This is a genomic window from Ketobacter sp. GenoA1 (assembly GCF_003671475.1).
Lineage (GTDB): Bacteria > Pseudomonadota > Gammaproteobacteria > Pseudomonadales > Ketobacteraceae > Ketobacter.
In genome coordinates this window covers 115,206-138,088 of the sequence record NZ_RCHM01000020.1, presented here as the reverse complement: position 1 = coordinate 138,088, position 22,883 = coordinate 115,206, and the positions used below count along the sequence as shown (strand labels likewise).

The 22,883-nt window shown below is 57.2% G+C and carries 20 protein-coding genes; 12 read left to right on the top strand and 8 right to left on the bottom strand.

Going from position 1 to position 22,883, the window contains the following annotated elements; genetic code table 11:
* Positions 1–50: 50 nt before the first annotated feature.
* Positions 51–713, top strand: coding sequence for a thiopurine S-methyltransferase (gene tmpT / locus D9N13_RS06625; protein ID WP_290587481.1), 663 nt, complete (start codon positions 51–53; stop codon positions 711–713).
* Here tmpT and mrtJ read toward each other — a convergent pair.
* Positions 697–1,128 (bottom strand): JDVT-CTERM system glutamic-type intramembrane protease MrtJ, encoded by a 432-nt coding sequence (gene mrtJ / locus D9N13_RS06620; protein ID WP_290587479.1) that lies wholly within the window; start codon positions 1,126–1,128, stop codon positions 697–699. The two genes, tmpT and mrtJ, sit on opposite strands and share 17 nt — an antisense overlap.
* Positions 1,129–1,182: 54 nt before the next feature.
* On the opposite strand from mrtJ, the gene D9N13_RS06615 reads away from it, so the two are divergent.
* On the top strand, positions 1,183–2,793 hold the full coding sequence (locus D9N13_RS06615) for a phospholipase D family protein (protein WP_290587477.1): 1,611 nt from the start codon (positions 1,183–1,185) through the stop codon (positions 2,791–2,793).
* A 10-nt stretch (positions 2,794–2,803) separates the two neighbouring features.
* Here the strand turns inward: D9N13_RS06615 and D9N13_RS06610 are convergent, their stop codons facing one another.
* From D9N13_RS06610 to D9N13_RS06600, 3 genes are all read right to left on the bottom strand, one after another.
* Positions 2,804–4,627 (bottom strand): sensor histidine kinase, encoded by a 1,824-nt coding sequence (locus tag D9N13_RS06610; protein WP_290587475.1) that lies wholly within the window; start codon positions 4,625–4,627, stop codon positions 2,804–2,806.
* Between the two features lie 151 nt (positions 4,628–4,778).
* The gene (locus tag D9N13_RS06605; protein ID WP_290587473.1) at positions 4,779–5,354 is read right to left on the bottom strand and encodes a DUF4136 domain-containing protein; all 576 of its coding nucleotides are present in this window, start codon (positions 5,352–5,354) and stop codon (positions 4,779–4,781) included.
* A gap of 141 nt (positions 5,355–5,495) precedes the next feature.
* Positions 5,496–6,887: a serine hydrolase domain-containing protein gene (locus D9N13_RS06600; protein WP_290587471.1), complete on the bottom strand. Its 1,392-nt coding sequence runs from the start codon at positions 6,885–6,887 to the stop codon at positions 5,496–5,498.
* A gap of 160 nt (positions 6,888–7,047) precedes the next feature.
* Between D9N13_RS06600 and D9N13_RS06595 the strand changes: the two genes are divergently transcribed.
* The 3 genes from D9N13_RS06595 (at position 7,048) to D9N13_RS06585 (ending at position 9,991) form a co-directional block, all read left to right on the top strand.
* Positions 7,048–7,749: a response regulator transcription factor gene (locus tag D9N13_RS06595; protein WP_290587469.1), complete on the top strand. Its 702-nt coding sequence runs from the start codon at positions 7,048–7,050 to the stop codon at positions 7,747–7,749.
* Positions 7,750–7,751: 2 nt separating this feature from the next.
* Complete coding sequence (locus D9N13_RS06590) at positions 7,752–9,206, top strand: sensor histidine kinase (RefSeq protein WP_290587467.1); 1,455 nt, start codon at positions 7,752–7,754, stop codon at positions 9,204–9,206.
* A gap of 122 nt (positions 9,207–9,328) precedes the next feature.
* On the top strand, positions 9,329–9,991 hold the full coding sequence (locus D9N13_RS06585) for a spondin domain-containing protein (protein WP_290587465.1): 663 nt from the start codon (positions 9,329–9,331) through the stop codon (positions 9,989–9,991).
* On the opposite strand, the gene D9N13_RS06580 is transcribed toward D9N13_RS06585, so the two are convergent.
* Together D9N13_RS06580 and argH are read right to left on the bottom strand one after the other, a co-directional pair.
* The gene (locus D9N13_RS06580) at positions 9,975–11,753 is read right to left on the bottom strand and encodes an SLC13 family permease (protein WP_290587463.1); all 1,779 of its coding nucleotides are present in this window, start codon (positions 11,751–11,753) and stop codon (positions 9,975–9,977) included. The genes D9N13_RS06585 and D9N13_RS06580 overlap by 17 nt on opposite strands.
* 23 nt (positions 11,754–11,776) lie before the next feature.
* Entirely contained in the window at positions 11,777–13,201 is a 1,425-nt protein-coding gene (gene argH / locus D9N13_RS06575) for an argininosuccinate lyase (RefSeq protein WP_290587461.1), read from the bottom strand.
* 157 nt (positions 13,202–13,358) lie between these two features.
* Here argH and D9N13_RS06570 point away from each other — a divergent pair, with 157 nt between their 5' ends.
* The 7 genes from D9N13_RS06570 (at position 13,359) to D9N13_RS06540 (ending at position 21,284) form a co-directional block, all read left to right on the top strand.
* Entirely contained in the window at positions 13,359–14,432 is a 1,074-nt protein-coding gene (locus tag D9N13_RS06570) for a sensor histidine kinase (protein WP_290587460.1), read from the top strand.
* A gap of 183 nt (positions 14,433–14,615) precedes the next feature.
* Complete coding sequence (locus D9N13_RS06565; protein ID WP_290588146.1) at positions 14,616–15,362, top strand: LytR/AlgR family response regulator transcription factor; 747 nt, start codon at positions 14,616–14,618, stop codon at positions 15,360–15,362.
* Positions 15,363–15,401: 39 nt separating this feature from the next.
* Positions 15,402–16,352, top strand: coding sequence for a hydroxymethylbilane synthase (hemC, locus tag D9N13_RS06560; protein WP_290587459.1), 951 nt, complete (start codon positions 15,402–15,404; stop codon positions 16,350–16,352).
* Positions 16,349–17,122, top strand: coding sequence for a uroporphyrinogen-III synthase (locus D9N13_RS06555; protein WP_290587458.1), 774 nt, complete (start codon positions 16,349–16,351; stop codon positions 17,120–17,122). The genes hemC and D9N13_RS06555 overlap by 4 nt, the downstream gene beginning before the upstream one ends.
* A 19-nt stretch (positions 17,123–17,141) precedes the next feature.
* A complete protein-coding gene (locus D9N13_RS06550) occupies positions 17,142–18,362 on the top strand; it encodes a uroporphyrinogen-III C-methyltransferase (protein WP_290587457.1) in 1,221 nt (406 codons plus the stop codon).
* The gene (locus D9N13_RS06545) at positions 18,359–19,597 is read left to right on the top strand and encodes a heme biosynthesis HemY N-terminal domain-containing protein (RefSeq protein ID WP_290587456.1); all 1,239 of its coding nucleotides are present in this window, start codon (positions 18,359–18,361) and stop codon (positions 19,595–19,597) included. The genes D9N13_RS06550 and D9N13_RS06545 overlap by 4 nt, the downstream gene beginning before the upstream one ends.
* Before the next feature lie 82 nt (positions 19,598–19,679).
* Positions 19,680–21,284: a methyl-accepting chemotaxis protein gene (locus tag D9N13_RS06540; protein WP_290587455.1), complete on the top strand. Its 1,605-nt coding sequence runs from the start codon at positions 19,680–19,682 to the stop codon at positions 21,282–21,284.
* Positions 21,285–21,300: 16 nt separating this feature from the next.
* Here D9N13_RS06540 and D9N13_RS06535 read toward each other — a convergent pair whose 3' ends face one another.
* Together D9N13_RS06535 and D9N13_RS06530 are read right to left on the bottom strand one after the other, a co-directional pair.
* On the bottom strand, positions 21,301–21,741 hold the full coding sequence (locus D9N13_RS06535) for an OsmC family protein (RefSeq protein WP_290587453.1): 441 nt from the start codon (positions 21,739–21,741) through the stop codon (positions 21,301–21,303).
* Between the two features lie 80 nt (positions 21,742–21,821).
* Entirely contained in the window at positions 21,822–22,841 is a 1,020-nt protein-coding gene (locus D9N13_RS06530; RefSeq protein WP_290587451.1) for a 2Fe-2S iron-sulfur cluster-binding protein, read from the bottom strand.
* Between the last annotated feature and the right edge of the window lie 42 nt (positions 22,842–22,883).

Below are 22,883 nucleotides of genomic sequence, written 5' to 3'. Positions count from 1 at the left end.
TGAATTTTCGTTCTTATTGACCTCGGATTGTTGCGGGTTCAGGGGGAATAATGGACGCGGAATTCTGGCATCGAAAGTGGCATGACAATGAAATCGGTTTTCACATGAGTGAAGCCAACCCCATGCTCTTGGCCTACTTCCACCGGCTGGGCCTGCAAGCAGGGCAGCGGGTGTTTCTGCCGTTGTGTGGCAAAACACGGGATATCGCCTGGTTGCTGGAGCAGGGCTTTGCGGTGGTGGGGGCTGAGTTGAGTTCGGTGGCGGTAGACCAGCTGTTCAACGAGTTGAATATCATTCCCCGGGTAACTGAGTATGAGGCATTGCTGCACTATCAGGGTTCCGGTCCCCGGGGCACTAAGCTGGACCTGTTTGTAGGCGATGTGTTCTTGCTCTCTGCCAACCTATTGGGTGCGGTGGATGCACTCTATGATCGCGCTGCTCTGGTGGCCCTGCCGCCGGAGATGAGGGCGCAATACGCGGAGCATATGCTGGAGATCAGCAACAGGGCGCCCCAGCTACTCATCACATTTGATTACGATCAAAGCCAGCTGGCGGGGCCGCCATTTTGCGTCAATGAAGCCGAAGTACGCCAACTCTATCGCGGGATGAGCTTGCAAAGGCTGGCCAGTGAACCGGTTAGCGGTGGCCTCAAGGGCGTGTGTCCCGCGCAGGAGCAGGTATTTTTACTGCGTTCGGCTACGACATCAGCATAAATGTGAACAAGCCATTGGCGTTGTACCAGGCGTGTAGCAGAATAGGGTAGATCAGGCGCCGGTGCCGACTGTAGAAGAACCCGCAGATCAATGCAGGAAACTCAATCAGCAAGCACAGCGCGTTCTCGAAATACAGGGCATGCACCAGGGTAAACAGGGTACTGCTGATCAGGTTATCCCAGCTCAGTCCGGCGATGGTTTTGCGCAGGCGCCCGTAGCTGGCTAATTCATTCTGCAGCAGCCCGCGAAACACAATTTCCTCACACAGGGGCACCAGCAGCAGCGCCAGTATCAGTGTCCTGGTACCGGGGGTGTATGCGAACGTGGTGGGGAAACCCTTGGCCAGCCAAAAAATGAACGCAAGCAGAGGCGCCAGCAGGATGGCTCCCCACAGCAATTTATAATTATTATTCATTGGCACAGTTTAATCGGTCTCCAGCGGTGGCGCTAGACAGGGAGTTTGCATTTCATGATGGTATTGGGCCTGAGCACGGCATTTGAGGTAGGGGCAGTGGCGTCAGTGAGGATATTCCAGCGTGGTCTGGCCATGGCGTTCCTGCTGGTGGTTGGTGGCTGCCAGAGCTTACCGGACAATAGCGGCCGTACCATGAGCTACACGTTACCCAACGGCGCTGATACCCGCTTGGGGCGTGGTGTTGCTACCCTGCGGGCGGGGCAGAGCGATGCCAGCGGATTTTACCCCCTGTCCACCGGTGTGGATGCCCTGGTGGCACGCTTACAGTTAGTGCAGGCGGCGGAGCAATCCATCGATCTGCAGTATTACATCTGGCATCGGGATAAAACCGGCAGGTTGCTGGCGGCGTATCTGCTGGATGCGGCGGACCGGGGGGTGCGTGTGCGTATATTGCTGGATGACATGGGTTCTCCGCTGGGGGACGAATCCCTGCTGATGCTGGATCAGCACCCCAATGTGGAGGTGCGGTTGTTCAACCCCCTTTCGAACCGGGTGCAGCGCTTCTGGTCCATGTTGACAGAGTTCAGCCGGGTCAATCGCCGTATGCACAACAAATCCTTTACCGTGGATAACAGTATCGCCATTGTGGGTGGCCGCAATATCGGCAATGAATATTTTGCAGCCCACAACGACGTGGCCTTTGCTGATTTGGATCTGGCCGTGATCGGGCCTGTGGTTGATCAGGTGTCGGACGGCTTTGACCAGTACTGGAATCATGGCGCCAGTTACGCGGTCAGCAGCCTGTCATCTCATACCTTCACCGGGATGGAATTGAATGCAGTGCGTGAGCAGATGAAGACGTTCATCGAAGAGACCCGGCAGGATGAGTATGGCGGGCGGCTGCTGGAATCCGATCTGGTGAAAAACAAGGGGGCGGTGGACTGGTTTTGGGGAGCAGGGCAGGTGCTGTACGATCATCCCGATAAGGCGCTGCCCGGGGAAGTGGACGATTCCCGTTACCTGCGCTCACAACTGTCCGATGTGTTTGCCGGGGTATCCTCCCGCTTGTTGCTGGTGTCCCCTTATTTTGTGCCGGGTGAGGCAGGTGTAGACTACTTTACGTCGCTGGCGCAGCGTGGTGTGCAGGTTACCATTGTGACCAACTCGTTGGCCGCCACGGACGTGGGGGCAGTGCACAGTGGTTACGCCAAGTATCGCAAGGCGTTGTTGAGCGCGGGTATCCGGCTATATGAGGTGCGGCCTAAGGTGGCGAATGGCTCCGGAAAAAAACAAAGCAATGAAGATAAACCACGACAATATATTGGCAGCTCGGCCAAAGCCAGTCTCCATGCCAAAGCATTTTTTATTGATGGTCGCTACACGTTCGTGGGCTCCATGAACCTGGATCCCCGCTCGTTTCTTATCAATACCGAAATTGGCATTCTGTTGGACAGTGCGCAGTTTACCAGCCTGGCACAGAAACAGATCCTGGCGTCATTGTCGCATAATGCTTATGAGCTGAGCCTGGAAGAGGGTGATGTGTTGTGGACAGCACGGACGGATACGGGCACCAGGGAAGTGTTTGATAGCGAACCCATGGTGTCCGGTTGGCGACACCTTGGTGTCTGGTTTATGGGTTTGCTTCCCATTGAATCTCAATTGTAATGACTCCCAATCAAGGTGCTTCCTGTAAGGGCAGGTCAAAATGCACCGTAGTACCCTGGCCGGGCTTTGATGTGATAATGAGGTGACTGTGCATCAATTTCAGCATGTCATTGCTCATGGTTAATCCCAGCCCTGCACCACCTTGAAGATTGAACGGGGATTGTGTTCCCAGTTTAAAACTGTGTTCAATGCATTCTATTTTTTCCGGGCTTATTCCCGGGCCACTGTCGCCCACCGACAGGCGCAGTAGTGGTTTGGGTTCGGGTACCAACTCAGCCCTCAACGCTACGTGTCCCTGCTGGGTAAAAGTACGGGCATTCTGCATCAGCTCAACCGTCACCGATGCGATTTTCTCTGCGTCAGCGATGATGTGGTCGGGTAAGCGCGCATCCCAGGAAAAGTGAAAGTGCAGGCTGTCGTTGTCGTTGATGGATTCGAAATAATCATGGATTCTGCGCAGCACCGGTTTCAGGTTGATGCGGGTGCAATTCAATTGTGCAGTACCGCGCCGTAATGCCACAAACTGGCTCATGGACTCAATCAGATTCATCAGATAAGCGCTGGCATCGCTGGCTGTTTTCATCCATTGCCGGTCTGATTCGGTGTTGATGCTGTGTTCAAGTTCACTCAGGCTCTGCCGCACTTTACTCAGTGGCGTGAGCAGTGCCTGGGCTGTGGAGGACATAAACGCATCCTGCATCTGGCTGGCGTTATTGGCGATCGTCAACGCATTTTTCTGCAGTGTGCTGATGCGGTCCGCTAACCCCATGGAGAGCAGAATGGCCTCCACCGCACCGCCGATCTGTACCGAGTTTTCCAGTACGGGGTGGCTGGGCAGGATGCCCAGGATAATGAGTATGTGAAGCAGTGCAAAAGTAAGTAAAACGATCCAGGCGATCAGATAGAATCCGGCCGGACGTGAACCCTTGCGCCAGGCCAGAACGGCTGCTATCAGCGTCAGGGTGACCACCGCAAACCCGGCAATGGAAATCAGCGTCACGATGGTCTGGTAGTTGATGACCAAACTGGCCGCGCCAATGCAGAAGCAGCCTGCTGCCGACCAGCTGATTACCCTGTCCAGGGTGTAATAGTACTGTTTCAGCTGGATAAAATTCTGCGCAAATTTGCCACAGAAGCCTACGGAAAGGCAGGCCGCGAACAGGTTGCTGATGTTATTCCACCACACGCTTTCAGGCCAGAAATGCACCCCCGCGTAGCCGTGCAGGGCAATCTGAAACACCGCAGTACTGGTGATAAAACCGGTATAGTACAGATAGCTGCGATCCCGGATCACCAGGAAAACAAAAAAGTTATACAGAGCCATCACGCACATCAGGCCAAAGTAGGCACCTTGAAAATACTGCTCGTGAATGGTCTGTGTGATCAGTGTGTCCCGCTGCAGAATTTTCAGGTCCAGAATGACGGAGCTTTGGGTTTTAATGCGCAGGTAATAGGTGTGCACCCGCTCTTCATTGAGTAAGGAAAACTGCAGGTAGGTACGGGTTCGTTTGCCTCCATCGGGTGGCACCAGATCGCCGCTGCGCTGCACGCGGTATTCATCGCTGCCGTTGGCATCGGGAGTGTAAAAATCCACGAAATCCAAGGGGGCATAGCGTACCTGCAGTAGCCAGTCCGGTTTACTGCTGAGGTTGGCCACGCGCACACGAGCCCAGTAGGCCGATGAGCTGAAACCAAAGCTGGGACGCAGCCCTGGGGAGGGTACAAATTTGTCTGATGCGCGCACCTGCTCAAGCGTCAGGGAGCCACCAGGGTCTTCCAGTATGTCGATCTGGCGGCCGATGTTAATGTCGGGGGTGTGATCGTGGAGGGTCACAACCGCCTGTGCCTGGCCATACAGAGCCAGCAAAATCAGTAATATAGTTCGGATTGAATGACGCCATAGCCAAACCATCAGTTGCCGGTGCTTCCGTATACGCTGAATAAGGGTATACCCAGTATAGTTCAGGCTAAGGGCGGTAGAGCGGCTATTGGGGGGGAACGTTGGGCGGGTACTGCCGCAAGATGGCGGCGATCGCCTGGTTCACGCGCTCGGTGCGTTCTGCCACGGTCATGCTGTCGGCCCAGGAGGTGGTGACCTTGTTGCTGGTAGAGCCGCGCCATTTGAGGGTATTGCTGGCCGGGTCGATCACATCCACCATCAGTGTCGCTTCCGTGTAATCCACCACCTGAACTTCGGTGGTGGCGGCCACCGGGTAGTAGCAGCGATAGCAGCGGGCGTAGCCATAGAAACTGTTGTAGCGCTGGTAGGTTCGCACATCCTGTTGCCGCTCGCTGGTGGCGAAATAACTGATCCAGAGGGCGGCTTTACCCCGCTCTACTTTTTGCCAACCCCGTTGCTGCAGTTGTTGATGCAACGCCGTTTCAATGCGCGTGCGCAGCAGATCGTTGCGGGTGGTCTGGATCGCCTCCGGCGTGATCAGGGCATAGGTGGTTTTACCGGCAAAGGTATAGTGTTCGTCATAATCGGTGGCGACGCGGTAGTGGGTCGCGCAGGCAACCAGAAGCGTCATCAGAAAAGTCAGGGTCAGGCGATATGGCATGGGTTCAATTTTACCAAGACGGTGTTGTTCATGATCCACTTAAGCCGGCTGAAATTCAAGGCCCGTTGCCTGCCACCGGATTGCGGCCGCCGGAGTTTGCCTGATTTCGCTGCTCAGAATCGGCTGCCCAGATTTAGCTGTTCAAAGGGAATGCCTTTGCGGAAGGGCACTGAGGATGCCCTCCAGCAGTTGATTCATGACCTGGTTTTGCAAATCACGATCTTCGGTGACGCCGGTGCGTACCACCACCAGCTCCCGTGAGGGGATGACCACCACCCGCTGGCCTTGATGGCCAACCAGAGCGAAAGCGTCGTAGGGTACGTTGGGCCAACGCCGGCCATCGCTGTTCAGCCACATATGGGCGCCATAGTGTTTCGCTACCGGTGACGGGCTGGTGGCGAAGCTGACCCAGTCTTCCGAGAGCACCTGGTTGTCATTCCAGCGGCCTTTTTGTAGATACAGTTGGCCGATGCGGGCCCAATCCCGCGCCGGCATATAGCCGTAGGCGCCACCGACAAAATTGCCACTGGCATCGAACTCGATAATGGCATGGATGATGTTGATGGCGTGGAACAGACGCTGCTGATAGAACTCGTACACCGCCTGCTGGGTGCCACCGACGGCTGACTGGATTGCTGCCGCCAGACGGTTGGTTTCCGCAGTGGAATATTTGAACTCGGTATAGGGTGGCATCACCACCGGTTGGTTCACGGCGTAGGCGTATTGATCACTCTCCCGGTACAGCATCTGGGTGACATCGGAAAAGCCGGAATAATCCTCGTTCACTTCCAGGCCGGATGACATGTGCAACAGATGCTGGAGGGTGATGCTGTCTTTTTCGGTATCAGACCAGCCCGGCACCGGAGCGGGCGCGTTCAGTTTGAAAGTGCCGTCATCCACCAAAATACCCGCCAGCGTTCCGGTAATGGTTTTGGTCATGGACCACCCCGGCAGGAGGGTTTCCCGGGTGACGCCGAGGGCATAGCGCTCGGCAATCAACTGACCCTGGTAGGCCACTACCACGGCAGTCGTCAGTACGGTTGCTCCGGGCGGTTCGCTGAAGGTTACGTCAAGGGTGTCCTGCAGGCGTTCAATATCAACACCCGGCACCCGGCTGAGCGCGTTGCTGGCACCATAGGGCCAGGCTTCATCGGCTGGCAGGGTGGGTGGCGTCAGGGGGGCAAAGGGCAGGGCGTTGACCGCGTCCACGGGTTGATCAACCAGCAGCGTACAGCCCTTGCCGGGCCGGTACACGGCAGTGGCGCTGCCGGCGCCTTCGCCAAAGATGATGTCCTTCACCTGCACTGTTTTACGCTCGGCATCAATGGCCAGGTCCCATATCCAGGGCAAGGGCTCCACCTTGGGCGCAATGAAGGTATCACGCACCAGGTCTTCGTCCAGGCCACTGGTAAAAATAAAGGAGCAAAGATGTTTGGCTGAGTAGCCTTTACCGATGGGCAGATCATCCATCAGATCGCATCCGGTCAGGCCGAACATCAGGTAAAGCGCAGAGAATCGAATCAGTGTAGACATATTCTTGTTTTTATAATTATCAGTGAGTTATTCATAACAACACTCTATGGTGCGCAGTATACACATTATCGCCGTAACACCGACAGCTTTCATGCATCTAACTCTGTGATACTTCTGTGACGGATTTCTGTTATTGGTAATAAAAAAGGCGGCGAATGCTATGGAAAAGTCCATTTTGCTGGTTGAGGACGAAAAAGATATTGCCCAACTGTTGCAACTGCATCTGGTGGATTGTTGTGCTGAAGTGGTTTGGGTGGATAACGGCCATGAGGGGCTCAGGAATGCATTGCAGCGTTCCTGGGATCTGATCATTCTGGATTTGCGGTTGCCGGGCATCAGCGGCCTGGAAATCTGTCGGCAGGTGCGCAGCAGCCAGTCCTATGTACCGATCCTGATGTTGACAGCAAAGTCCACGGAGCTGGACCGGGTGCTGGGATTGGAAATCGGTGCTGATGATTATGTGACCAAGCCTTTTTCGGTGCAGGAACTGGTGGCCAGGGTAAAGGCAATCTTTCGTCGCTGTGATGCCATGGGACGGGCTGTGTCTCAGCACGAAGAGGGCGCCACCCTGGTGGCAGGGTCCATCGTGCTGGATGTGGACAAACGCCAGGTCCTGCAGGAGGGCAGCGCAGTGGAGTTAACCGCCAAGGAGTTTGATTTGTTGCACCACTTTCTCAGCCACCCGGGTCGCGTGTTCAGTCGCACGCAGTTGCTGGATTCAGTTTGGGGGTATGGCCACGATGGTTATGAGCACACTGTCAATTCGCACATAAATCGTCTGCGTTCAAAAATAGAACCGGATCCCGCCAAGCCCACCCATATTTTAACGGTATGGGGTGTAGGGTATCGATTTGGGCAGTAGTCATGTTTAAGCGGCTTTATATCAAAATTGCATTGGGGCTGGTGTGTGTCTTTGTGGTGGTGGGCGCGCTGGTGCTGTGGTTCACCAGTGAGGCCATGAACCGTTATTCTCAGGCCGTCACCCAGCGTTTAAATGAATCGGTGGCCATGTATGTCAGCGATGAACTGCAGTTGATCGCCAATGGTATTGCCAATACCGATGCGCTGAAGCAGTTGGCCCATCATGCCATGATCATTAATCCTTCCATCGAGGTATATCTGCTGGATTTGAGCGGCCGGATTCTGGCCCATGCCCTGCCGCAGGATCAGGTGTTGCGCAAACGGGTGGATCTGGCACCGGTATTGAGGTTTTTGCGGGGCACTGCAGCCTTGCCGGTGCTGGGGGATGATCCCGGAAGCTTAGCCGGGCGTAAAGTTTTCAGTGCCCATGAAGTGCGTTTCAATAACAAGCCGGAGGGGTACATCTATATCGTATTACAAGGCAAGCGGCAGGATGTGGTGGAGGACTCCATCGTGCAGAGCCAGGTGTTCAGGGTCAGTGCGCTGGCTGTGCTGGGGTGTCTGGCGTTTGGCTTGCTCAGCGCACTGCTCTTGTTCTACCGCTTTACCCGCCGGCTGCAGCATCTGTCGTGGCAGGCCGAGCAGTTTTTTAATGATCATCCAACGGATCACGAAAACATTGCGCCACACGGAGACGAGTTGCAGCAGTTGGAGGCGGCGATCCAGGCGATGCAGGGCCGCATCACCAGCCAGGTGGAGCAGATTCGGCAGGCAGATGATATGCGGCGTGAGTTGGTGGCAAACATTTCCCATGATTTACGAACCCCGCTTACCAATATGTTGGGCTACATTGAAACACTGTTGCTGAAGCACAACGAACTCAACGGGGAACAGCAGTTGCAGTATCTGGAAATCACCCGCAACCATGGCCAGCGTCTAGGGCGCCTGGTGGCCGATTTGTTTGAGTTGGCGAAGCTCGATAGCAATGCCGTGGAGCCGCGCAAAGAGCCGTTCTCCATGGCTGAGCTGATCCAGGATGTGGTGCAGGATTTTTCCATGCGAGCCGATGAGGCGGGCATTGAACTCAGGGTAACCGGCGATCTTGATGATACCCGGGTGAACGCGGATATTCGCTTGATCGAACGGGTGATTGAGAACCTGCTTGATAATGCTTTGCGTCACACACCCCGTGGCGGCGGGGTGGTGATACAGATTCAACGCATGCAATCCGGTGTCAGGGTTTCCGTCAGCGATACCGGAGACGGCATTGCACAGCAGGATATCCCCTATGTGTTTAATCGTTTTTTTCACGTCAAGGATGCCCGTCAGCAGTCCCTGACTTCCACTGGATTGGGCTTGGCAATCGTGAAACGCATTCTGGATCTGCACTTGAGTTCAATCAAGGTGCAGAGCCAGTTGCATCAGGGCACAACCTTTGAGTTCGAACTCAGTGGATAAAAACAGGTTGTGATACTTTTGTGAGAAACCGGTGAGGGCTGCGTGACAACTTGAGTTCATTATGGTGAGGGCAGGCAAGGTCGCTTGCCAGGAAACCCTATAAAAACTCGAGGATTGTGCTTATGAAAACCGGAATTACGTTAGGGGCAGTTATTGCATTGTCATTTGCCGGAGTTGCCAATGCGGAAAGCCATGAGGCCCAGTATGAGGTCACCGTTACCAACATCACCAAGGGTGTCAAATTTACACCGTTCATTGCCGCAGCCCACAGTGCCGCGCTGAGTTTTTTTGAAATCGGGGAAAGCGCAACTGACGAGATCGCGCAGATTGCAGAAGGCGGCAACATTGCACCCATGCAAACCCTGTTGGATGGGTCGGCCGCTGTGTTCGGTACCGCTTCCACCGGCGGGTTATTGATGCCCGGTGAATCAGTAAGCTTTGAATTAACCACGCCTGTCTATGGGGTGTGGTGGGGCAAGCTGAGTCTGGCGGCGATGTTGTTACCCACCAATGATACCTTTGTCAGCCTGAATGGGGTGCGTTTGCCCCGGCATGGCAGTGTCAGCTATCTGGCCGATGCCTACGACGCCGGCAGTGAACCCAACGATGAGCTTTGTGCCAGTGTGCCGGGGCCAACCTGTGGTGGTGAGGGCTACTCGCCAGCGGTGGATGGTGAAGGTTTTGTCTATCCGGCACCGGGTACCCATGGGGAAGGCGACTTGAGCGTGGCCCAGTTTGGTTGGTCCGGCCCGGTTGCCAAGGTTACCATCACGCGCCTGGACTGATATCAAACAGACACACAATGCTGATGATGGTGGCGGCCCCAATGAGCAAGTTCATGGGCAGGCCCGCCTTGAGAAAATCCCGAAAAGAATAGTTGCCGGGGCCGTAGACCATCAGATTGGTTTGATAGCCCAGTGGTGTGGCGAAGCTGGCCGATGCTGCCATCATAATGGTGAGCACAAAGGGTATCGGATCATGGCCTGTTTGCCCGGTGATTTGCAGTACCACCGGCAACATGAGAATGGCCGCGCCGTTGTTGGTGATGGATTCCGTCAGTAATGAAACTGCCAGGTAGAGTGTGATCAGCAACAACACGGGATTGTTTGAGCTGATGTGAATGATCAGCATAGCCAGTTGCTGCGCCGCACCGGTTTTATGCAACGCGGTGCCCAGGGCGAACGAGGCACCGATGGTGATCAGCACCGGCAAGTCCAGGCTGCGATGGGCCTGGGCCACAGAGCAGCAACCCAATGCGATCATGGCCGCGGCCCCCAATAGGGCGGCATTAAGTATACTGGTCAGTCCAAAGGTGACGCTGATGATGACAGTAGCCAATATCAGCCAGGCCAGGGTGGCCTTGTTGTGGCGTACGGATTCCCGTCCCAGATCGCTGACCAGCAGGAAGTCGCGATTGAGCCGTTGTTGCCGGACAAAATTCGGGCGTGCCTCCAACAGCAGGGTGTCACCGGCCCGCAATCGAGTGGCCCCCAGATTTTGTGCCACCCGTTCACCGTTGCGGGCCACCGCCAATACCACGGCGCCATAGCGATCCCGGAACTGGCTGTCCTTGATGGTCAGGCCCAACACGGCGGAGTGGGGCGACAGCACAACCTCCACCAGGCAGCGCTCGGGCCGGTCCAGTTCCAGGGGCGTTTCATCCTGATGATTGGACGGCAGGATACCGCGAATGGCCAGTAGATCGGACAGGGCATCCGTATCTCCGGCAAAGGTCAGTCGATCACCACCTTTCAATGTTTCCAACGGTGATACAGCGGTGAGCAGGCTGCCATCCCGTTCGATTTCCGCCAGAAACAGGCGCTTCAGATTACGCAACCCGGCTTCAGAAATGGTTTTTCCCACCAGGGGCCCGTTGCTGTCCACCACCACGTCGAGGGTAAACTCCCTGAGTTTAGCAAAGGCCTGTTGCCTATGTTTGTGGGGCAGCAAACGGGGTACCACCCAGATCAACAGCAGCAGGCCGAACAGCGCCACCGGCAGACCAACCACGGTGATGGAAAACAGACCCAGGGGCTCGTTGCCGGTGAGTTCTGCGTACTGACTGCTGACCACCAGATTGGTGCTGGTGCCGATCAGCGTGAGGGTGCCGCCCAATATGGAGGCGTAACTTAACGGTATCAGCAGCTTGGAACTCGGTATGTCTATTTTCGTTGCCCAACTGCGCACGGTGGGAATCAGTGTTGCCACCACGGGGGTGTTGTTGAGAAACGCACTGAGCACCATCATCGGAGCGCACAGGCGCAGTGTGGCCAGGGTGGTGGATCGGGGTTGCCCCAGCAATCGGTTTTCGATGGTGTGTATGGCGCCGGAGCCCTGCATGCCGGCGGCAACAATAAACAGGGCCGCCACCGTCATCAGGCCGGGATTGCTGAAACCCCGCAGCGCTTCATCGGCGCTCAGCACACCACTGACGCTGAGCACCGACAGCGCCGCCATCATCACCAGATGAGGGGAAAGCTCGGTGATGATCAGCGTTGTCAGCACCGCTATAAGCAGCCCGATGGTCAACCATGCTTCCCAGGCCATAAAACCGGGTTACCCGTGCTGGCTCAGGCTCTTTGCGCCAGTTTTTGCCGTGCCCGTCCGGCGGCGGCGCGCACCTGGTCGGGTGCCGTGCCCCCCAGGTGATTGCGGGCGTTTACCGAGCCTTCCAGGGTCAATACCTCGAATACGTCGTCGCTGATGATATCGCTGAACTGCTTCAATTCCTGCAATGACATTTCCGCCAGATCCTTTTGCTGGGCCACGCCATAACCCACGGCTTTGCCCACCACCTCATGGGAATCCCGGAACGGCATGCCTTTTTTCACCAGGTAATCGGCCAGGTCGGTGGCGGTGGAAAAGCCGCGTCGGGCCGCTTCCCGCATGTTGTCTTTCTTGACCTGCAGGGCCGGCATCATGTCCGCGTAGGCGCGCAGGCAGTTGAACAGGGTGTCCACGGTGTCGAACAGGGGCTCTTTATCTTCCTGATTATCCTTGTTGTAAGCCAGGCACTGGGATTTCATCAGGGTCAACAGGGAAATCAGGTGCCCGTTGACGCGGCCGGTTTTGCCGCGCACCAGCTCCGGTACATCGGGGTTTTTCTTTTGCGGCATGATGGAGGAGCCGGTGCAGAAGCGGTCCGGCAGATCCACAAAATCAAATTGCGCCGAGGCCCACAGCACCAGCTCTTCCGAGAACCGTGACAGGTGAGTCATGGCCAACGCCGCCGCGGCACAGAATTCGATGGCAAAATCGCGATCACTGACACCGTCCAGTGAGTTTTCGCAAATGCCGTCAAAACCCAGCAGTTTGGCGGTAATGGTACGGTCGATGGGGTAGGTGGTGCCGGCCAGGGCGGCGGAACCCAGGGGCATGCGATTGACCCGTTTACGGCAGTCCAGCAACCGCTCGTGATCGCGGAACAGCATTTCATTCCAGGCCAGAATGTGGTGGCCGAAGGTGACCGGTTGCGCGGTTTGCAGATGGGTAAATCCCGGCATGATGGTATCTGCCTCGCGCTCGGCCAGCTCCAACAGCCCGGTTTGCAGGCGGGTCAACTCGCTGAGGATGGCGTCAATGGCGTCCCGCAGGTACAGGCGTATGTCGGTGGCCACCTGATCGTTGCGGGAGCGGCCGGTATGCAGTTTTTTGCCGGTGGTGCCGATGCGCTGGGTCAGGCGGGCTTCGATGTTCATATGCACGTCTTCCAGGGCCACCGACCACTGGAACTCGCCGTTGCGGATCTCCTGGCGAATGGCTTCCAGGCCATCAATGATGGTGGTTTTCTCTGCCTCGCTCAGTACACCCACCTGGGCCAGCATGGTGGCGTGGGCAATGGAACCGTTGATATCCTGCTCGGCCATTTTCTGGTCAAAGTCCACCGAAGCGGTGAACACCTGGACAAAAGCATCCGTGGCTTCGGTGAAGCGCCCGCCCCATTGGATGTTCTGTGCGGGCGGGTTGCTGGACTTGGTGTTGGAAGCGTCTGACATGGTGAATCCTGTACGGGTAATTTACACTCGGCCAAAGCGGGTTTGGCTTATACTGATTGGAATGCTTGGTCTGTTTGCAGGTGACCGCGAAGCACCAAAATGCGAAGCCGCGAGTATATCACGCAGCCATTGACAAGCCATAAGGACCCACCACGGAATGAGCAAGTCGGTAAAAGCCCACCCGGAGCAGGAGGAAACCTTCTTCCTGCCGGATCTCTGCGATCGCCAGTCGGTGTTCTTTCTGGTGATCATCGCCGAGTTGTTTTCACTGGTCATTGTCATGGTGGACAGCAGCCTGTTCGGCTTTGACTGGATGCAGTTGGGGCTGGTGTCCCTGTTTGTGCAGTGGGTGGCCCTGTCCAGCGCCGGGATTCTGTGCAAACTGCGGGGCTATCTGCGTACCTTGCCCCAGCAGCGGGCGGTGTTGATCAGCTATCTGCTGATACCGGCCAATACCTGGATCATGAGCGCCATCAGCCAAACCTGGTTCAGCTTCAACCCCAACCAAACCATTGCGGGAATTCTGTTTTCCAACCCGGTGCTTACCCATGTGGCCATTGCCGCCATCATCGGCGGCCTGGTGATCCGCTACTTTTACCTGCAGGCCATGCTGATTGCCCGCCGCCAGTCTGAATTGCTGCACCGCATACAGGCCCTGCAATCCCGCATTCGCCCCCATTTTCTGTTCAACAGCATGAACATCATTGCCAGCCTTATCGAAACCGATCCGCGCACGGCGGAAACCGTGGTGGAGGATCTGTCGGCCCTGTTTCGTGCCAGTCTCAACCATGTGGGCAATCAGGTGCCGCTGAATGAAGAGATCGACCTTTGCAACAAGTACCTGAATATCGAGAAGCTGCGGCTGGGCAAGCGGCTGGATGTGCAGTGGGAGATCCGTAGCGTACCGCAGCAGGTGCGCATCCCCCTGTTGACCCTGCAGCCCCTGCTGGAAAATGCGGTACTGCACGGTGTGCAGCCCCTGCCGCAAGGCGGTATCGTGGAAATCCTGGCCAGTTATTCCCATGGGGTGTTCGAGATCACCATCACCAACCCCTATGTGGCGAAAGCCGGTGTTATGGAGCCCCATGGCAACCGCATGGCGCTGGAGAATACCCGCAACCGTCTGGCGGCCTTGTACGGTGATCGTGCCAAGCTGACCGGTTACGCCGAAGGTAATCGCTACATCACCCGGCTTTCCTACCCCTACCCGGTAACGAATACCGCCAAGTGACCTGTGAGATCTGGGAATTCATGGCTATTTGTGGTCTTTAAAGTATACAAAACACCCAAAAAGGTTGAAGTGGTGCTCTATTCTCAGGGCGGTTCCATGCTAAGGTTACAGGTATGGCGATGATTAAATCACCTGAGTCGCGCACCTGAAAAACCAGAACAATAAGAGAAGTGTGGCCCGATGATCCGAGTGTTGATATGTGATGATGAGCCTCTGGCCCGTGACCGGTTACGGCGTATGCTGGAGAAGGTGCCGGCAACCCTGTGCGTGGGGGAGGCGGAAAACGGTCAGGAACTCCTGGAAATGGTACCCAAGGTCTACCCGGACCTGATTCTGCTGGATATCCGCATGCCTGGCATGGATGGTCTGCAGGCCGCATCCCGCCTCAGTGACAGCGACAGCCCCCCCGCCATCATCTTCTGTACCGCCTACGATGAACACGCTATTGAGGCTTTCAAGGTGAATGCGGTGGATTACCTCATGAAACCGGTACGGCAGGATGATCTGGAGGCAGCCCTCAACAAGGCCGGCCGCATCAACAAGGCACAGATGAATGCCGTACGCCGGGAGCTGGGGGACGACAGCGATCCCGACAACAAGGAAAGGGAATACATCAGCGCCCGCAGCCGGCGCGGTATCGAGCTGATCCCGGTGGCGGATGTGCGCTACTTCCTGGCCGATCAGAAGTACGTCACAGTGCGTCACAGCCAGGGGGAAACCCTGCTGGATGAAACCCTCAAGGATCTGGAAACGGAGTTTGGTGACCGCTTTCTGCGCATACATCGCAACGCGCTGGTGGCGCTGGATTACGTGGAGGGCATGGAGCACAAGGGCAACCAGTACCAGCTGCGTATTCAGGGCATTGATGAGCGCCTCACAGTGAGCCGCCGCCACGCCTCAGCGGTCAAGAAGCTGCTTCAAAGCCTTTGATGTGATAGGGTTGCGCCATTGCAAGCAAGGCGGTAACCCATGACAGAACAAGCACCCCGCGATGTGATTCGCATAGCCACCCGAAAAAGTCCTCTGGCCCTGTGGCAGGCCGAATTCGTAAAACATCAACTGGAACAGGCGCACCCCGGGCTCAGTGTGGAATTGCTGGGCATCAAGACCCGTGGCGACATCATATTGGATACGCCACTGGCCAAGGTGGGTGGTAAAGGCCTGTTTGTCAAAGAGCTGGAAGTGGCCATGCTGGAGAAGCGGGCGGATATCGCGGTGCACTCCATGAAAGACGTGCCGGTGGAGTTTCCCGATGGCTTGGGCCTGGCGGTGATTTGCGAGCGGGAAGATCCCCGCGATGCCTTTGTCTCAAACCATTATGACAGCATTGATGACCTGCCGCAGGGCGCGGTGCTGGGAACCTGCAGCCTGCGCCGCCAGGCTCAGGTACGGGAGCGCCGCCCTGACCTGAAGATCGTGGATCTGCGCGGCAATGTAAATTCGCGCCTGGCAAAGCTGGATGACGGCCAGTTTGATGCCATCATTCTGGCCGCCGCCGGCCTCAAACGGCTGGGCTTTGATGACCGTATTCGGCGGGCCATGCCTCCGGAGGAAAGCCTGCCGGCAGTGGGGCAGGGTGCCGTGGGCATTGAATGCCGCCTGGACGATGTGCGCACTATTGAATTTCTGCAATGCCTTAAACACGACGACACCACCACCCGGGTGCTGGCGGAGCGTGCCATGAACAATCGCCTGGAAGGTGGTTGCCAGGTGCCCATAGCAGGATATTCGTTGCTCGATGGCGACCAGATCTGGTTGCGTGGGCTGGTGGGGGAGCCGGATGGGTCCAGGATTGTACGCCACGAGGTCCGTGGTCACCGGGACCAGGCGGAAGCCCTGGGGCGTGAACTGGGGGAAGCATTATTGCAGCAGGGGGCCGGCGACATCCTGACGCGGCTCTATCACCAGGCGCAGCCGTGACCCCGGCAGGCCCTTTGAGTGAGGCCGTGGTGCTGGTGACCCGTCCCCGGGACCAGGCGGAGGCCCTCACAGATTCCCTGCAACAGGCTGGTGCCCGGGTCATTGAGCTGCCCACACTGGACATTGAACCCCTTGAAATCGGCTCCCGGCAGCGTGCCCTGGTTCTGGATCTGGATCAGTATGCCCATGTGATCTGCGTGTCGCCCAATGCGGCCCGCCTGGGGCTGGAGGTGCTGGCGGACTACTGGCCCCAATGGCCGGTACAACAGCAATGGGCGGCAGTGGGCCCCGCCACCGGTGCCGCCATGTCCGGTTGGGGACTGAATCTGAAGGTGGCCCAGCAGGGCGCAACCAGCGAAACCCTGCTGGACTGGCCCGAGTTACAGCACCTGACTGATCAGCGGGTGTTGATCCTGCGCGGTGAAGGCGGCCGCGAAACCCTGGCCGAAACCTTACGCCGGCGGGGAGCCCGGGTGGACTATCTGGAACTCTACCGGCGCATCAAACCCAGCGCCGATGTCACGCCGCTGCTGCAGGCCCTGCAGCAGCAAGGGCTTATTCTAACCGTGACAAGCGGTGATGGATTACGTAATCTCATGGCCATGGTGGGGGAAGCTGTGGCCCAGCTGCAGCAATGTCCTCTGGTGGTGGTGAGCGCACGGCTGGCGCAGTTTGCCCGCGAACAGGGGTTCCTTGATGTATGGCAGGCGAACAGTCCGGCCGCCTCTGATATGATTCAGGCAATTACCGCCATTCAACAACGGGAATGATAAGGCGTACAGGAATTCCATGACCGAACACAACCAGGGCGAGAACCCGGATCAAAACACCAACAAACCAGCAATGTCCACCTCCGTGGTCGCCTCCACTGCTCCCCCCTCCGTTCAGGATAAAATAAAGCGCGCCAAGCCGGCGCCGGTGCAGGCCCGGCTGGGCTGGTTGCCGCGCACGGTACTGGCGCTGAGCCTGTTGCTGGCGGTAGCTGCCGCAGCCCTGGTGGGCTACCAGTTCTACCTGTTCCAGCAGGAGAAGATCCAACTGCTTGCCGATCGCGAAGCACTCAATGCCACCTTGCAATCCCGTGCCGGCCGGCTCGACAAGCTGGAAGGGGATATTACCCAACTGACCCAGCAGCTCAAGCAGGAACGGGATGCGCTGAAAAGTGCCAACCAGAACCGGGAGCTGCTGCAATCGCGCATTTCAGTGCTGGAAAAAGACATTGCCGCCATCAGCGGTGCCCACCGCATCGACTGGATGCTGCGGGAGGTGGAACACTTCATTACCGTGGCGGAGCAGCGCCTGACCCTGTTGGGGGATGCCCGCGGCGCCTTGGCCCTGCTGCAGGAGGCAGACGATATTGTCCGCGCCATGCAGGAACCCAGTGCCCGGCCCCTGCGCGAAGCCCTGGTGCGGGATGTGCACAAACTCAAGCTGGCAGCGGACACCAATGTGGATGTGGAAGGCATCTTTCTGCGCCTGAGTGCGCTCAGTGACCGGGTGGTGAAACTGGGCATTCCCAGCTTCGAGTTGAAGCAGGAGCCGCTGCAGCCGCAAGCGGGGGAAGCGTTACCGGAGGAAGGGCTGGCGTTGTTCTGGTATCGTTTCAAGCGTTTCCTGAGCTCGCTCTATGATTACCAGAAGCATCCCAAGGGGCGGCCCATCACCCTCACGGAGGATCGTGAATTTCTGGCCCGCAACGTTATCATGTTGCTGCAGCAGGCGCAGCTTGCCTTGCTGCGGGGCGATAACGAAGCCTATCGGGTGAGCCTCACCGGGGCCCGGGAGCGGGTGGAAATGTACATCCAGCAGCGCACCGGCGAAACCCAGTTTTTTGTCGCCGAGTTGAGTGAATTGCTGTCGGTCAAGCTGCGGCCGGCGCTGCCCACCATCGAAGAATCCACCCGCGCGGTGCGGGTGTTTCGGGATTACTGGAACAAGGAAAAACTGATTCGGGAGCAACAGGCGCTTAAGCTTGAACAGCAGTCAGCCGGCCAGGAGGCGTCCCGGTGAGTGCGCTGTTGAATTTACTGCGTATTAAAGGCTCCACCATTATGTTCCTGGTGATGGGCAGCCTGGTGGGGGCGCTGTTTTTCAAGGCGGTGGCCAAGGATCCCGGTTACATCCTGCTGGCCCATGGCAAGCATACCTTCGAAACCAGTCTGCTGGTGGGGGTGCTGGTGATCATCCTGCTGGCTTGCGCTGGTTATTGGCTGGTGGTGATGTTACGGCGCTTGCTGCGCCTGCAATGGTTTCGCAGCAACCACAACCGGCTCACCACCGACGGTTTGATCGCCTTGGCGCAGGGGGATTGGAGCAACGCGGAAAAGCTGCTGGCCAAGGCCGCCCGCGGCAACGATGTACCCCTGATCAATTATCTCACTGCCGCCCAGGCGGCCCATGAGCAGGGCAGGGAAGATGAACGGGACAACTATTTGCGCCTGGCCCATGAAACCACCAAAGGCGCCGATGCGGCGGTGAGCCTCACCAAAGCCCGCCTGCAATACCAAAGCGGCCACTGGGAAGAGTGCCTGGCCACCCTCATGAAACTATCCCGTGAGCCGAAATCCCCCAGCTACCCCTACGTGGTCAAAATGCTGTCCAAGGTCTATCTGGAACTGGAAGACTGGGAAAGCCTGCGTGAATTGCTGCCGGCCATGAAAAAGCACAAGCTGGTGAGCCAGGACGAGTTCGGCCGCCTGGCGCGGGCCTGTTACGAGGGCAAGTTGAAGCGGGCCTTGCGCGGGGAAACCGACGCCGACAGGCAGCGCAACCTGAAGGATGCCTGGCATCAGGTCCCCAAGAAGTTCCATACGGAACCGTCCCTGGTAAAAATCTATGCCGATGCACTCATTGCGGCGGACGCGCCGGTGGATGCGGAGCGGGTCATTACCGACCTGCTGCGCAAGAACTGGGATGATGGCCTGGTGCAGGTTTATGGGCGTATCAGTGGCGGGGATGTGGAAAAGCAGTTCCTATGGTGTGAAAACTGGCTCAAGGAGCGTCCCAATAATCCCATGTTATTGTTGACCATGGGGCGCCTGAGTCTGCAGCGTAAGGACTGGGAAGGGGCAAAAGGCTATTTTGAAGCCAGCCTGCGTTCCCGCAAGAGTGCCCAGGCCTATGGTGAGCTGGGGCGTTTGCTCAGCCATCTGGGTGATCATCAAGCCAGTAACGAGCATTTCCAGTCCGGATTGGCGCTGATAGCGGAGCGCCTGCCGGACCTGCCCATGCCGAATCCTGAATAGCCCCATGGCCTGCCGGTGGCCGGCACCTATGTGGATTCCTGCGATACCGACTAAACTCAAGGTGTGGCAGGAGGAAAGGCACATGACGAAGAATACAGGGAGGCTACCGCCATGGGTGGGCGGTGTCGTGGCCGCCGTAGTGGTCAGTGGTGTGGTGGTGTGGTTGACCCAGAGGGCCTTTTTATCGGTTTGGAGTGCCTGGCTCGCCGGCAGTATCCTGTTCAGTGGGGCGTACATGGGGCTGTGGCGCTGGACCGGTTCCCGGGTTCGTCAGCCGGCGCCTGAATTCAGATCCACCGCCGCCAGCGGGTCCCCTGATGATTCCGCCCATGTAATTTCCCGGCAAACCAGCCGCATGGCCATTGGCTCGGCGGAAGTGTCCTTTTTGGTGGATCGCTTGCATGAGTCAGTGGATCGCAATCGTCAGAGTGCGGATGATATTGCCAGCGCTGCCGAGCAATTGACGCAAACCACTGTCGCCATTTCCCAACAGGCACAGGATATGACCTCGCAGTACCAGCGCGCAGCCGGAACCACCCGCCAGGGTCAGGAAAACGTGCAGCGCAACGCGGAGCAAGTGGAGCGGCTGAACCGGGAAGTGCAGGATGCCTCTCACAGCTTGAGCAAGTTGCAGGAAAAAGCCGATGCCATCCAACGCATTACCGAGGTCATTGAGAACATCGCCGACAACATTAATTTGCTGGCGTTGAACGCCGCAATAGAGGCGGCCCGTGCCGGCGAGCAGGGCAGAGGGTTTGCCGTGGTGGCCGATGAAGTGCGCAACCTGGCCCAGAAAACCGCCCACGCCACAGACGATATCGCCAATATGCTCGCAGAGGTGCGGCAGGAAACCGGCATCACGGGTGACATTATGGCGAAAGTCACCCAGCGCTGTTCTGCTGTAGTGGGGGGGGTACAGGAGTTCGAGGGTACCTTTGCCGCCATTCAAACGGAGATTGACAGTACAGCCCAATCACTGGCAACGGTGGATCACTCGCTGCAGGAACATTCCCAGAATGTGGCAAGCATCGCCCAGTCCATTGAGCACATTCGGGTGGCCCTGACCGATTCCGGCCAGAGCACACAGCATATTTCCGCCCAGGCCGACCGTCTTTCTGAAAACGCCGAAATCATTTATCGTGAGCTGGCCGCATGGGATACCCGCACCTTTGACCAGGTGGTGTTGAAGGAGGCACAGCAGGCCGCCACCCGCGTGGCGCAGGTATTGGAAGAAGCGATCCGGCAAGGGGTGCTCAGCAAATCCCAGGTGTTCAGCCGGGATTACCAGCCGATTCCCAATACCGATCCCCAGAAATATCACACAGCTTACGATGGCTTCACCGATAAGGCGTTTCCCGACATTCAGGAGGCCATTCTGCAACGGCACAAAGCAATCGTTTATGCCGGAGCAGTGGATATCAACGGATACTTTCCCACCCACAACAAGTGCTTTGACCATCCCGTCACCGGTGATTACGCCGTGGATCTGGTGAAGAGCCGCAGTAAGCGCATCTTTAATGATCCCACCGGCCTGCGCTGCGGCAGTCACACGGATTCATTCCTGTTGCAGACCTACAAGCGGGATACCGGAGAAATCATGCATGATCTGTCCGTGCCCATCTACGTGGATGGGCAGCATTGGGGGGGATTCCGGGTTGGGTTTGCGGCGGAGAAATCCCCGCTGTAAGGGGCAGGTGCCCAGGTCATTGCAGTGGTTTGCCCGTGGCATCCTGCACCCTGACATTGACCGGAATGCCGCTGCGAATACTTTGGGTCACCACACAGAAATCCTCGAACTGTTCCAGCGCAGTGGATAGGTGTGGCAGATTCTGCGGATTTTCCACCTCTAACACCACGTTCAGTTGGCCAATGCGCCAACGGCCATCCTGGCGTTCCAGTTCGCCCTCTACCGTGGCGCTCACCTGCCCGGGGGAGTCTTTCTGTTTGCGCAGGGAAAACAACAGGCTGGCACACAGGCAATTGCCCACGGCCGCGGCCACCAAACGGGCCGGATTGGGGCCCTCACCACCACCTAATGGTGGTGGTTCATCGGTCAGCACGTCGCCGAATTCCCCAAAATCTATCTTGAAGAGATAGTCTTCAATAAGTTGCACCTGAATGCTGAACTGATTGTTATCGCTCATGACTGCGCCTTGGCCGTTACGGAAACCACTACTATAGCGAAGCGGGCGGCGGAATCAGCGCATGCAGGTCAATAGTTCCGCTACATTTTCGGGTCTCTGGGGGCGTAATCGAACACATCGGAGATCATTTGTTCCGGCTGCATCCCGGCGGCAACAAAGTCATCCAGGGTGGCGTATACCATGGCCGGTGAACCGCCACAGACAATGGTGCAATGACTGAAATCCGCTTGCAGATCCTTGAGCACGGCCTCGTGAACCAGGCCTTTGCGGGCCGGCCATTCAGGCTGATCCGAAACCACCGGTATGTACTTGAACTGGGGATGCAGGAAAGCGTAAGCCTTCATGTCGTCATGGCGGTACAGGTCGCGGGCGGTCCGGGCGCCCCAGTAGATGGTTACCGGGCGCTCGTCACCGGCGGCAACCATGCCCTCCAGCAGCGATCGAATCTGGGAGAAACCGGTGCTGGCGGCAATGAAGATCAGCTTTTTATCATCCTGTAGTTTATGCAGGGTGGTTTCGCCGTGGGGCAGGCTCAGTTGCAGCAGCTCACCCTCTTGCAGGCGCTTGGCCAAAAGCGCATAGGAATCGCTGTCCGGGGCCTCCCGAATATGCAGCTCAATAGTGCGATCCTCGCGGGGTGCATTGGCAATGGAAAAGGCAGCAACGGTTTCCGGATCGATGATAATTTGCAGGTATTGTCCGGGATGAAAGTCGATTTTTTTGCCCGCCGGCAACAACAGCTGAACGATCTTTACATCCGGAGTTGCCTGCTCAATGGATTGGATTTTCGCAGTGACTTCTTGGCTAGGTAGTTGTCCCGGTGCTAACACGTGCTCGATCTCCACTTGCAGGTCAGATATGGGGTAGATTAAACAACAGAATACCGGCTCCACGGGCCCATCGGAAGCATCCAGGGTAATATTACCGTGCTTGTGTCGGGCTTTGCCCGCCATCAGGCGCCCCTTACAGAGGTGGCAGACCCCGGCATCACAGGCCCGCGGCACACGAAATCCCTGGCGTGTGGCCGCCTGCAAAACCGTTTCACAAGCCTGGGCCTGCAGGGTTAGCCGGCTGGGCAGAAAGGTAATCTGATGAGTCATAAAAGGATGCGGCCGCGACCCTGTTACCGGTGGCGGCCGTGT